Below are 12,766 nucleotides of genomic sequence, written 5' to 3' on the forward strand. Positions count from 1 at the left end.
TTTGGAAGGATGATCGGATGAGTTTTTTAAATAACAGTATTATTTATCATATTGCAATTATTTTATATGCTTGTAGCATTAGTTTATATTTTATAGATTATTTCCAAAGTAACCGAAAGGCGAACCGATTTGCTTTTTGGTTACTTTCGATTGTATGGGTTCTGCAGTCTATCTTCATGTTACTTCGGGCTACAGATTCAGAAACGAACCCTATATTAACTTTACTATCAGGGATTTATTTTTATGTTTGGCTATTGATTACGATGTCGTTAGTCATTAATCGATTTATGAGAATTGACTTTCTAGTCTTTTTTACAAATGTTGTCGCATTTGGCGTAAGCGCTTTTTCTATTTTTACACCGCTCGGAAAGATGTCGCCGGTACTTGCGGAGCAATTAGTTTCGGAACTTGTATATGTACACGTCGGTATGGCTATTATTTCTTATGCAACTTTCACTGTATCGTTCATTTTTTCTATCATGTATTTATTACAATATCGCCTATTAAAAAAGAAAAAATGGAATGCGAGATTAAGAAGGTTAGGGAATTTACCGAAGCTAGAATCGATGTCTTACGGATTAAATTTATTTTCTGTTCCATTTTTCTTACTAGCTATTTTATTAGGATGCATATGGGGATATACGAAATTGGACAATTTCCATTGGTATGATACGAAAGTGATCGGATCTTTTGTCGTTCTATTTGTATATTGTGCTGGCCTATATTTACGAGTGGCAGATGTGTTGCAAGGAAAGAAAATCGTGCAGTGGAACATCGGAGCATTTCTCGTAATGCTAATCAATATTTTTCTATTAAGCAGTTTATCCAACTTCCACTTTTGGTATTTATAATGAGGAGAGAGAATTATGCGCAAAATTATTGTAGGGTCACGAAAGAGTAAATTAGCATTAACGCAAACAAACTGGTTTATTGATCAGTTAAAAGCGCTAGGTTTACCATATGAATTTGAAGTGAAAGAAATCGTCACAAAAGGTGATGTTATTTTAGATGTTACTCTTTCAAAAGTAGGCGGCAAAGGCTTATTTGTGAAAGAGATTGAACATGCGTTACTTACGAAAGAAATTGATATGGCTGTACATAGTATGAAAGATATGCCGGCCGTACTTCCAGAAGGATTAATGATTGGTTGTACACCGAAGCGTGTTGATCCTCGCGATGCTTTTATCTCAAAAAGCGGAGCATCGTTTAAAGATTTAGCAGAAGGCGCTATTTTAGGTACAAGTAGTTTAAGACGCAGTGCACAATTATTAGCTGCAAGACCAGATTTACAAGTGAAGTGGATTCGAGGGAATATCGATACACGTTTACGTAAATTACAAGAAGAAGATTACGATGCAATCATTTTAGCGACAGCTGGATTACAAAGAATGGGCTGGGATAATGAAGTTATTACAGAGCATTTAGATGAGACGTTATGTGTACCTGCTGTAGGACAAGGTGCATTAGCGATTGAGTGCCGTGAGGATGATAAGGATTTACTACAGCTGTTAGCGCATATGAATGATGCAGTAACAGAAAAAACAGTGGCAGCAGAGCGAGTATTTCTTCATAAACTTGAAGGTGGATGCCAAGTTCCAATCGCTGGATATGCAACCCTTACAGAAAACGATGCAATCGAATTAACAGCTCTTGTCGGTTCTATGGACGGTTCTGTTTTATTGAAAGAGACAGTAGTAGGAACTAATCCAGCAGAAGTAGGATTAGAGGCTGCGGACCGTTTAATTAAACAAGGCGCAAAAGAACTCATTCTTGCTGCAAATAAGGGGCAACAATAAATATGAACGCTCTCGCTGGCAAAACGGTATTGATTACACGTGCCCAGCATCAAGCAAAACAAATGAGTGTAGTGGTGAAAGAAAAGAGCGGAATTCCATTGGAAATTCCGCTTTTGCGTATGGAAGGTATGTCTCATAGACAGATTCAGCATATAGCAGGGCAACTACATTCGTATGACTGGGTTATTTTTACGAGTAAAAATGGGGTAGCTTTTTTTCTAGATCGTTTGAGAAAGAAGCTCCCTGTAACGACTAAAATTGCTGCAGTAGGCGTGAAGACAAGATTAGAATTAGAAAAACGGGGCTATAAAGTGGACTTTGTTCCAACTTCATTTGTTGCAGAAGTATTTGCAGAAGAGTTTGTAAAAAGACTAAGTGGAAAGGAATACATTTTATTTCCGAAAGGGAATTTAGCAAGAGATGTAATTCCAGTTGCACTTCGCCAAATTGGTGTTTCTCTAGATGAGCTAATCGTATATGGTACGAAAGAAAATGTAGAGAAAAAGCGAGAGCTGATAGAAGCGTTAGAAGTAGGGAAAGTAGACGTTATTACATTTACGAGCCCTTCCACTGTTACTAGTTTTGTTCGTTTACTTGAGGGTACAAACTGGAGAGAATGGACAAAAAAATGTACAATTGCTTGTATAGGGCCTATTACGGAAAAAGAGGCGAGCCTTTATTTTCCGCATATTATTATGCCGAAAGAGTACACTGTAGAAGCATTACTACAATGTATTTGTGAATCTATAAAGTGAAACTTTAATTAGTAGGGTCTTACTGCCCGCAAATAGCGGGATAAAATAAAAGAATGGGGATAGAAATCTATGAACTCTTTACAATTTAATCGTCATCGTCGCTTAAGACAAAGTGGTAATATGCGTGCGCTTGTGCGTGAAACGTTTTTACATACGGAAGATTTTATTTACCCTATTTTTGTATTAGAAGGAGAAAATGTTCGTAATGAAGTGCCTTCTATGCCAGGTGTATATCAAATGTCTTTAGATTTATTGCAAGCTGAAATGCAAGAGGTTGTTGATTTAGGTATCCGTTCTGTTATTGTATTTGGTTTACCTGCTGAAAAAGATGAAGTTGGATCATCAGCATATTGTGATCATGGAATTGTGCAACGTGCAATTCAGCAAATTAAAGGTGAATTCCCTGAGTTAGTAGTAGTTGCGGATACATGTTTATGTCAATTCACAAGCCATGGTCATTGCGGTGTAATTGAAGATGGTATTATTTTAAATGACGAGTCTCTTGCAGTTCTTGCGAAAACAGCTGTCAGCCAAGCGAAAGCGGGAGCAGACATTATTGCGCCATCAAACATGATGGACGGATTTGTAACAGCGATTCGCCACGCATTAGATGAAAATGGCTTTGGGCATGTGCCAGTAATGTCATACGCTGTGAAATATTCATCAGCGTTTTACGGGCCGTTCCGTGATGCGGCGCACGGTGCACCACAATTTGGTGACCGTAAAACATATCAAATGGACCCAGCGAACCGTATGGAAGCATTCCGTGAAGCTGAATCAGATGTAATGGAAGGGGCAGATTTCTTAATTGTAAAGCCAGCTCTTTCTTACTTAGATATTGTTCGTGATGTGAAAAATAACTTTAATTTACCAGTCGTTGCTTATAACGTAAGTGGTGAATATTCGATGATTAAAGCGGCAGCGCAAAATGGTTGGATTAATGAAAAAGAAGTTGTACTTGAAAAATTAATTAGTATGAAACGTGCAGGAGCAGATTTAATTATTACGTATCATGCGAAAGATGCAGCAAGATGGTTACAAGAAGGAGGCGCTAAATAATGAAAAAGTTTGATAAGTCGATTGCGGCATTTGAAGAGGCGCAAGATTTAATGCCTGGAGGCGTAAATAGCCCTGTTCGTGCCTTTAAGTCTGTCGGTATGAATCCGTTGTTTATGGAGCGTGGAAAAGGCTCTAAAGTATACGATATCGATGGGAATGAATACATCGATTACGTATTATCATGGGGTCCTTTAATTCATGGTCATGCAAACGACCGTGTTGTGGAAGCTTTAAAATCTGTTGCTGAAAGAGGGACAAGCTTCGGTGCTCCAACGGAAATTGAGAATGAATTAGCGAAACTTGTTATTGAGCGCGTACCATCAATTGAGATTGTACGTATGGTTAACTCAGGAACAGAAGCGACAATGAGTGCGCTACGTTTAGCTCGTGGTTATACAGGCCGTAACAAAATTTTGAAATTCATCGGTTGTTACCACGGTCATGGTGATTCGTTATTAATTAAAGCGGGTTCTGGTGTGGCGACGTTAGGTTTACCAGATAGTCCTGGTGTACCAGAAGGTGTAGCGAAAAATACAATTACAGTAGCGTATAACGATTTAGAAAGTGTGAAATACGCTTTCGAACAATTCGGTGATGATATTGCTTGTGTCATCGTAGAACCAGTAGCAGGGAATATGGGTGTTGTTCCTCCGCAACCAGGATTTTTAGAAGGTCTTCGTGAAGTAACAGAGCAAAATGGTGCATTACTTATTTTTGATGAAGTCATGACAGGATTCCGAGTTGCTTATAATTGTGGGCAAGGTTATTACGGTGTAACACCTGATTTAACTTGTTTAGGTAAAGTAATCGGTGGCGGTTTACCAGTAGGAGCATACGGTGGTAAAGCAGAAATTATGCGACAAGTTGCACCGAGTGGACCGATTTACCAAGCAGGTACTTTATCAGGTAACCCACTTGCAATGGCAGCAGGTTATGAAACGTTAGTACAGTTAACGCCAGAATCATATGTAGAATTCGAGCGTAAAGCTGAAATGTTAGAAGCTGGTTTACGTAAAGCGGCTGAAAAACATGGCATTCCGCATCATATTAACCGTGCGGGTTCTATGATTGGTATCTTCTTTACAGATGAACAAGTTATTAATTACGATGCAGCAAAATCTTCAAACTTAGAATTCTTTGCAGCTTACTATCGTGAAATGGTAGAGCAAGGTGTATTCTTGCCGCCATCTCAATTTGAAGGCTTATTCTTATCGACAGCGCATAGTGATGCAGATATTGAAGCGACAATTGCAGCTGCTGAGATTGCCATGTCAAAATTAAAAGCTTAATTGAATAAAGAAAATCGCTCTCCATAAGGGGGGCGATTTTTTTTATTCATAAAGTCAGCTTTCCGTACATAAATCTGTAATGACATATAGTTTGGGAGGGGGAAAAGAAGTGGCAACAGATCATTCATTACGTTTTTCATTAAAAGAATCTGTTTGGTTCCAAAAAGGACAGGAAGTCGAAGAACTTTTGTCAATTTCGTTAGATCCAGACGTTGAGATAGAAGAGCTTGATCATGAAGTTATCGTGAGAGGGCAATTAGATTTAACGGGAGAGTATGTTGCAAGGCAAGATGATTCGGCTTATTCATTGAGAGATCTATCACCAGCGAAGTCAATTGATTATGTAGAAACAAGAGAAGATGGGGTTAATGAACTTGTTCATTCCTTTCCGCTTGAAATATCAATTCCGAGAAACCGTGTGAAAGTAATTGAAGAACTATATGTATCTATCGAGGAATTTGATTATGAATTAAAGGAAAATGGTTGCTTACAATTATTAGCGGATATATCTATTACAGGTTTATGTGATGAAGAAAGAATTGAGGATGAAGAGGAAGAAACGGCGTATGCTGAGTTAGAGGATGATGCAGCACAAGAGTATGAAACTAGACCAACGCCGCACGTAGAAGAACCAGCTTATAAGGAATCAGATGAGTGGGAAGATTACGCATTTGAACCGTTCCAACTAGAAGAAAGAAAAGAGCAGGAAGTAGAGGAAGCGGAAATAGAAGAACATGAATTTGTAGAGCGTGAAGAAGAGAAAGAAACAACGCCGCAATTTGAATTGTTCGGACGAAAAGATTTCAAGAAAGAAAAAGAGAAAAAGAAAAAGCAAGAAGAGCAAGAAGAAGAAGCCTATTCACAGCGAGATGAAAATGCGCTGTATTTAACGAAACTATTTACGAAAGAACCGGAAGAAGAATTTACAAAGTTAAGAATGTATTTCGTGCAAGAAGGAGATACGATTGAATCTGTTGCAGATCGTTATGAAACGTCTGTACAAAACTTATATCGTGTCAATCAAACAGAAGATATATATTTAACGGCAGGACAAATTATTTATATTCCTGTTTCAAGAGCAAAAGCGAAATAAGTGAGTGTTTTTCACTCACTTATTTTTCTAAAGGCTATGTTTTGAATAGAAAGGGTTATTCGTATGGATATGGAATTACGAAATCGCTATGAACCCATTGTAAGGCAATATAGATTGGATACGCAGCATATGGAAGAGCACGGAAGTGTAACGAAAATTTACACGAATCAAGGCCCATATGCGCTCAAGAAAATAGAAGGCAGAAAGTTAGAGCGGAATAACTTTCTGCATCATATTCAATATTTGAAGGAGAAAGGTTTTTCGAATTATGTACCTATATACCATGCGACGGATGGAAATTATATTTTAAATGATGGTACGTATAATTATTATTTAATGCCTTGGTTAGAACGTGCGGAAGGGAACGGCGAGGATAATGATCAATACCATAAAATGTTCCAGACTCTCGGGGCGTTGCATCAAAAAACGGTAAAAGAAGAAACGTATACAGAAGAAGATTTAGAGAAACATTATACAAATATATCTGATCGTTGGGAAAATGATGGTGAGATGTTAGAAGAGTTTCTTGTAGAATCGGAATCGAAGTGGTATATGTCTCCGTTTGAATTGCAATATTGTACGTATTATCATCATGTAATGAGGGCGCGTGAGTTCGCAACGAAGCAATTAAATGAGTGGAACGATGCGATGAAAGAAAAAGAAAAAACACGTATTACTTTTGTGCATGGTAACGTATCACTTAATCATTTTTTATTTGATTATGAACGAAACGGCTATTTTATTAGTTTAGAAAAATCGAAGTTTGCAACACCTGTGCAAGATATTGTAGGGTTTTATTCTCGGTCGTTAAACACATATCCAATTGCGCGAAGTGATCGGTTTGAATGGTATCAAATGTACCAAAAAAATTTTCCTTTTACGAAAGAAGAGCAACTACTTATGTTTGCGTATATGACGTATCCATCGCAATTTATTCGGCAAATCCAGTCTTATAAAAAAAGAAGAGAGAGTCGTAATGAGGAAAATGAACTTCTCGGAGTAAAGAGCTTGCAACAATCGCATTGGCTCGTTAGCAATATAGAATATTTCCTTTCGCAATTACAAGCTGCCCAGCAAGGGAACGGATAAAAAGATAAGTAGCATCCTCTACTTATCTTTTTTGTGCGTCAAAAAATTCGTAGTCTTAAATTTATCTTGACGAATAGGGTTTCGTTTTTTACACTATTGTATATAATAATTAACAATCATATAAATGCCTTGAAGGGGAAGAGTATAACAAGAAACGTCTTCAGAGAGGAGAATCATTAGCTGGGAGATTCTCTAGATAGTTATGTTAGAAGGTAGCCCTGGAGCATCTTTTCTGAACGGAATAGTTCTCATTAGGAAAAGACGGATTTGTCCGTTATCAAATTAAGAGTATAAGCAAATTCTGAATTTGTTTGTAAATAAAGGTGGTACCGCGATGTCCCTCGTCCTTTTTTGGATGAGGGGCATTTTTTATTTTAAGGAGGGAAAATAATGTCAAACACGGAAAAGAATTTACCAACTAAATATGATCATATGTCCGTTGAAGAAGGCCTTTATCAGTGGTGGTTAGAAGGCAAATATTTTGAAGCAACAGGAGACGAGAAGAAACAACCGTATACAATTGTAATTCCACCTCCGAACGTAACTGGTAAGTTACACTTAGGTCATGCTTGGGATACAACTCTTCAAGATATTTTAACTCGTACGAAGCGTATGCAAGGATACGATGTATTATGGCTTCCAGGAATGGACCATGCGGGTATCGCAACACAAGCGAAAGTAGAAGGAAAACTTCGTGAAGAAGGTATTTCACGTTACGATCTTGGCCGTGAGAAGTTCCTTGAAAAAGCTTGGGAATGGAAAGAAGAATACGCGTCTCACATTCGTCAACAATGGGGGAAAGTTGGTTTAGGACTAGACTATTCTCGTGAACGTTTCACATTAGACGAAGGTTTATCTGATGCAGTTAATAAAGTATTCGTTCAATTATATGAAAAAGGCTTAATTTACCGTGGTGAATATATTATCAACTGGGACCCAGCAACACGCACAGCCCTTTCTGATATTGAAGTAATTCATAAAGAAGTTCAAGGTGCATTCTACCATATGAACTACCCATTAACAGATGGTTCTGGTCATATTCGTCTTGCAACAACTCGTCCAGAAACGATGCTTGGTGATACAGCGGTAGCGGTTCATCCAGAAGACGATCGTTACAAGCATTTAATCGGAAAAACAGTTACACTTCCAATCGTAGGCCGTGAGATTCCGATTATTGCTGATGAGTACGTAGAAAAAGATTTCGGAACAGGCGTTGTAAAAATTACACCAGCTCATGACCCGAATGACTTTGAAGTAGGTAACCGTCATGACTTACCACGTATCTTAGTAATGAACGAAGATGGATCGATGAACGAAAAAGCTGGTAAGTATAACGGCATGGATCGTTTCGAATGTCGTAAAGCGTTAGTAAAAGACTTACAGGAAGCGGGCGTATTAGTAGAAATCGAGCCTCATATGCATTCAGTAGGTCACAGTGAGCGTAGTGGTGCAGTTGTTGAGCCTTACTTATCAACACAATGGTTCGTAAAAATGGCTCCACTTGCTGAGAAGGCAGTAGCGCTTCAACAAAAAGAAGAAGAGAAAGTAACGTTCGTACCAGAGCGTTTCGAAAACACATATTTACGCTGGATGGAGAACATTCACGACTGGTGTATTTCTCGTCAATTATGGTGGGGACACCGCATTCCAGCTTGGTATCATAAAGAAACTGGTGAAGTATACGTAGGTACAGAAGCACCAGCAGACCTTGAAAACTGGAATCAAGATAACGACGTACTTGATACGTGGTTCAGTTCAGCGCTATGGCCATTCTCAACACTTGGTTGGCCAAATGAAGATGCAGCAGACTTCAAACGTTACTATTCAACAGATGCACTAGTAACGGGTTATGACATCATCTTCTTCTGGGTATCTCGTATGATTTTCCAAGGTTTAGAGTTTACAGGCGAGCGTCCATTTAAAGATGTATTAATTCACGGTTTAGTTCGTGATGAGCAAGGACGTAAAATGAGTAAATCTCTTGGTAACGGTATTGATCCAATGGATGTTATCGAGAAGTACGGTGCAGATGCAATGCGCTATTTCTTATCAACAGGAAGTGCACCAGGTCAAGATTTACGTTTCAGCATGGAGAAAGTAGAATCTACTTGGAACTTCATTAATAAAATTTGGAATGCATCACGTTTCGTATTAATGAACATGGATGATATGAAGTATGAAGAAATCGATTTAACTGGTGAAAAATCAGTTGCGGATAAGTGGATTTTAACTCGCTTAAACGAAACAATCGAAAGCGTAACACGTAACATGGATAAATATGAGTTCGGTGAAGCTGGTCGTTCATTATACAACTTCATTTGGGACGATTTCTGTGACTGGTACATTGAGATGGCAAAGCTTCCTTTATACGGTGAAGATGAAGCAGCTAAGAAAACAACTCGTTCTATTTTAGCTTACGTATTAGACCAAACAATGCGTCTATTACACCCATTCATGCCATTCGTAACAGAGAAAATTTGGCAACATTTACCGCATGAAGGCGAGTCTATTACAGTAGCAGCGTGGCCAACAGTTCGCGAAGATTTACAAGATAAAGAAGCGGCAGCAGAAATGCACCTTCTAGTTGATATTATTCGCTCTGTTCGTAACATCCGTGCAGAAGTTAATACGCCAATGAGCAAAAAAGTTCAAATGCAAATTAAAGCAAAAGATGAGGCTGTACTTGCTCAACTTACGAAGAACAGCTCTTACATTGAGCGTTTCTGTAACCCAAGCGAATTAACAATTCAAACGGATTTACAAGCGCCAGAAAAAGCAATGACTGCAATCGTATCAGGTGCAGAGTTATTCTTACCGTTAGCTGATCTTATCAATCTTGATGAAGAGAAAGCGCGTCTTGAGAAAGAACTTGAGAAGTTCGACAAAGAAGTAGAACGTGTACAGAAGAAACTTTCAAACCAAGGTTTCGTAGCGAAAGCTCCTGCAGCAGTTATTGACGGAGAGCGTGCGAAAGAGCAAGACTACCTAGAAAAACGTGAAGCAGTTCGCCAACGTCTAGCAGATCTTGAAAAGTAAAATGTTTTTTAGAGACTCACTATATTGGTGAGTCTCTTTTCTTTGCGTATAATAGGAGTATGAAAGTTGTCTTTTGAAAGGGGAAAGCATACGTGATACATACATACGAAGAAGCGATAGGGTGGATTCATAGCCGATTGAAGTTTGGTATTAAACCAGGATTAGAAAGAATGAGATGGATGCTAGAAGAGCTCGGAAATCCAGAGCGTCACATAAAATGTGTTCATCTTGCTGGTACAAATGGAAAAGGTTCAACGTTAACATATATGCGCTACATGTTAGAAGATGCAAAATATAAGGTAGGAACATTTACCTCTCCTTATATTGAAACATTTAACGAACGTATTAGTGTGAACGGAACGCCAATTGCAGATGAAGAGATTACTGAACTTGTAAAGATGGTAAAGCCAGTCGTTGAAAAACTAGATGAGACGGATCTAGGAGAAGCGACTGAGTTTGAAATTATTACTGTTATGGCAATTTGTTATTTCGGTAAAGTTAATTTCTGTGATGTTGTTTTATTTGAAACAGGGCTTGGAGGGCGCTTTGATTCTACGAATGTTATTCATCCTGTTCTCACAATTATTACAAATATTGGCCACGATCATATGCATATTTTAGGGAATACACTAGGAGAAATTGCATATGAGAAGGCGGGGATCATTAAGTCTGGTGTTCCGGTTATTACTGGTGTACAAGATGAGGAAGCATTGCAAGTCATTCAAAAGGTTGCAAAGGAAAATCATGCAAACTTATACGAGATAGGCAACCATTTTACAGCGTTACATAAACAGTCTAGCAAAGATGGAGAACAGTTCGATTTCACTTGTCCTTTCGCCACTTTTGCAGATGTGCGAATCTCAATGAAAGGTAGTCACCAAGTAGGAAACGCAGCACTTGCACTTATGGCAGTGATGTATGTCAAAACATACTTATCATTTTTAATTGAGGAAGAAGAAATAAGAACTGGATTACAGGAAGCGTATTGGATTGGGCGATTTGAAAAACTGCAAAGTAATCCAGATGTTATTATAGATGGCGCCCATAATCCAGAAGGTATCGAAAGTCTTGTGAAAACAGTAGAATCACATTACAAAGATAAAAATGTAATAGTTTTATTTACTGCCCTTGGTGATAAACAGTTGCATAATATGGTAGGTCAATTAGAAACAATTGCCGATGAAATTATTTTTACAACATTCGCCTTTGATCGAGCTATTTCTGCTGACACTCTTGCATCGTATGCAAAGAAAGAGTCAAAACTAGTTTTTGAAAATTGGAAAGAGGCAATTGATACGAAGGTTAAAATGATTGGAGAAAATGATGTTTTTATCATAACAGGTTCTCTTTATTTCATTTCGGAAGTTCGAAAATATATTCGCGAAAAAAACTAGATAGTCTTTGCTATCTAGTTTTTTTGTTCTACAAATGAAGTCAAATGCATACATATAAGATAAATATATAGGGTTATTTGGCGAATTCCTCTGACAAATATCTCGTTTTTTTGTGAAAGGAATATGATATGATGCGGACAACGATAAGAGGTGAGGTGTGAGTGTATGGACAAGCAATCACGAACGATCTCAGTGAAAGTGAATGGAACAGAAGCGAAGTATGAGGAGAAGAAGAAAGATGAATTTGAATGGATGGTAGTAGAAAGTGAAAGACCGAAAAACGTTGTTCCGTTTCAAAAAGCGAAATTAGTGTCTACGGAAAAAAAACGAAAGAAGTGGAGCAATACGTTAATTGCAATCGTTGCAACTGCGATTGTTATTGGTACGGCATTTGGGATGGGGATGTTACAGTTACTTAAAGGGCAAGGAGCGACAGGAGGAAGTGAAGTAACAGCTTCGAAGCAGGTGCAAAATGAAGGATCAAAGGTGGGTGGAACGTCAGAACAAACACCAGCACAAAAAGAGGAAAAACAAAAAGCGCAGACAGGAACGTCATTAGATCCATTGAAATTATTTTTTGTTCAAGGAGGGATTTATTCTTCCGAAGAAAAGGGACAGGCCGCTCTTGAAGAGTGGAAAGGTAATGGAGGCGTAGCGGCTTTAAAACCGAGCGGTGATAAGTATGCATTAGTTGTTGGTATTGCTAGCGATGAACAAGATATAAATCAATTAATGACGCAGTATAAAAATGATAATGTCTCTGTATTGAAAAAGAACTGGGATATAACAGATAAAGCGTTACTTAAAGATGATAAAGAAGTTGGGGCATTTTTAACAAAAGTACAGCCATTATATACTCATTTAGCAAAATATGCTTCTAGCGTACAAGCTAGTGGAAAAAATAATACAAAAGATATAGGTGCGATTGAAAAAGAGTGGAAAGCAATTGAAAAAGAAGGAAAAAGTATGAAGCAGGAAGAAGCGAAGAAATTGTATATGTATACGTCAGTAGCTGTGCAAACAGTGAAGGATGGAAAAGGTGATAAGGAATCTTTGGCGAAATTAAATCAAGTTATTATTGATGGTATACTTTCATATGAAAAAATTGTTTCACAAAAGGTGAAATAATAGGATAATGAAATGACGAAGGAAGAAGTATAGGTACTTCTTTCTTTTCTTTTGAATTTAGAGCAAAGTGCTTTCTCTATGGCAAGAATATAATCGTATTTTAGTGAAAAAGTATTATTTTGTTTAG

General features: G+C 37.9%; 10 protein-coding genes and 1 other annotated feature. All 10 genes read left to right on the top strand.

Annotation, left to right across the window (positions count from 1 at the left end; genetic code table 11):
- The first annotated feature begins 17 nt into the window (after positions 1–17).
- The 10 genes from BAQ44_RS02690 to BAQ44_RS02735 all read left to right on the top strand — a co-directional run bounded on the left by BAQ44_RS02690 (position 18) and on the right by BAQ44_RS02735 (position 12,639).
- Entirely contained in the window at positions 18–851 is an 834-nt protein-coding gene (locus BAQ44_RS02690) for a cytochrome c biogenesis protein (RefSeq protein ID WP_000008998.1), read from the top strand.
- Positions 852–866: 15 nt separating this feature from the next.
- Positions 867–1,796, top strand: coding sequence for a hydroxymethylbilane synthase (hemC, locus tag BAQ44_RS02695; protein WP_061677133.1), 930 nt, complete (start codon positions 867–869; stop codon positions 1,794–1,796).
- A gap of 2 nt (positions 1,797–1,798) precedes the next feature.
- Positions 1,799–2,551, top strand: a complete 753-nt coding sequence (hemD, locus tag BAQ44_RS02700; RefSeq protein ID WP_071720607.1) for a uroporphyrinogen-III synthase — start codon at positions 1,799–1,801, stop codon at positions 2,549–2,551.
- 69 nt (positions 2,552–2,620) lie between these two features.
- Positions 2,621–3,610, top strand: a complete 990-nt coding sequence (hemB, locus tag BAQ44_RS02705) for a porphobilinogen synthase (RefSeq protein WP_001087079.1) — start codon at positions 2,621–2,623, stop codon at positions 3,608–3,610.
- Positions 3,610–4,899, top strand: a complete 1,290-nt coding sequence (gene hemL, locus BAQ44_RS02710; RefSeq protein WP_061677137.1) for a glutamate-1-semialdehyde 2,1-aminomutase — start codon at positions 3,610–3,612, stop codon at positions 4,897–4,899. The genes hemB and hemL overlap by 1 nt, the downstream gene beginning before the upstream one ends.
- Positions 4,900–5,008: 109 nt before the next feature.
- Positions 5,009–5,992: a stage VI sporulation protein D gene (gene spoVID / locus BAQ44_RS02715; protein ID WP_061677139.1), complete on the top strand. Its 984-nt coding sequence runs from the start codon at positions 5,009–5,011 to the stop codon at positions 5,990–5,992.
- Between the two features lie 63 nt (positions 5,993–6,055).
- Positions 6,056–7,081 carry a spore coat protein YsxE gene (ysxE, locus tag BAQ44_RS02720; RefSeq protein WP_061677141.1) on the top strand — a complete coding sequence of 342 codons (1,026 nt, stop codon included), beginning with the start codon at positions 6,056–6,058 and terminating at the stop codon, positions 7,079–7,081.
- Between the two features lie 120 nt (positions 7,082–7,201).
- Positions 7,202–7,433 (top strand) — a binding site (T-box leader).
- A 38-nt stretch (positions 7,434–7,471) separates the two neighbouring features.
- Complete coding sequence (locus BAQ44_RS02725) at positions 7,472–10,117, top strand: valine--tRNA ligase (protein ID WP_061677143.1); 2,646 nt, start codon at positions 7,472–7,474, stop codon at positions 10,115–10,117.
- Between the two features lie 92 nt (positions 10,118–10,209).
- A complete protein-coding gene (locus tag BAQ44_RS02730) occupies positions 10,210–11,511 on the top strand; it encodes a bifunctional folylpolyglutamate synthase/dihydrofolate synthase (RefSeq protein WP_071720608.1) in 1,302 nt (433 codons plus the stop codon).
- Between the two features lie 165 nt (positions 11,512–11,676).
- Entirely contained in the window at positions 11,677–12,639 is a 963-nt protein-coding gene (locus BAQ44_RS02735) for a stage II sporulation protein B (protein ID WP_071720609.1), read from the top strand.
- Positions 12,640–12,766: the final 127 nt, after the last annotated feature.

The organism is Bacillus mobilis (genome assembly GCF_001884045.1).
GTDB lineage: Bacteria > Bacillota > Bacilli > Bacillales > Bacillaceae_G > Bacillus_A > Bacillus_A mobilis.

Coding starts and splice junctions, on each gene's coding strand:
- BAQ44_RS02690 (WP_000008998.1), top strand. CDS start 18: ATGAGTTTTTTAAATAACAGTATTATTTATCATATTGCAATTATTTTA.
- hemC (WP_061677133.1), top strand. CDS start 867: ATGCGCAAAATTATTGTAGGGTCACGAAAGAGTAAATTAGCATTAACG.
- hemD (WP_071720607.1), top strand. CDS start 1,799: ATGAACGCTCTCGCTGGCAAAACGGTATTGATTACACGTGCCCAGCAT.
- hemB (WP_001087079.1), top strand. CDS start 2,621: ATGAACTCTTTACAATTTAATCGTCATCGTCGCTTAAGACAAAGTGGT.
- hemL (WP_061677137.1), top strand. CDS start 3,610: ATGAAAAAGTTTGATAAGTCGATTGCGGCATTTGAAGAGGCGCAAGAT.
- ysxE (WP_061677141.1), top strand. CDS start 6,056: ATGGATATGGAATTACGAAATCGCTATGAACCCATTGTAAGGCAATAT.
- BAQ44_RS02725 (WP_061677143.1), top strand. CDS start 7,472: ATGTCAAACACGGAAAAGAATTTACCAACTAAATATGATCATATGTCC.
- BAQ44_RS02735 (WP_071720609.1), top strand. CDS start 11,677: ATGGACAAGCAATCACGAACGATCTCAGTGAAAGTGAATGGAACAGAA.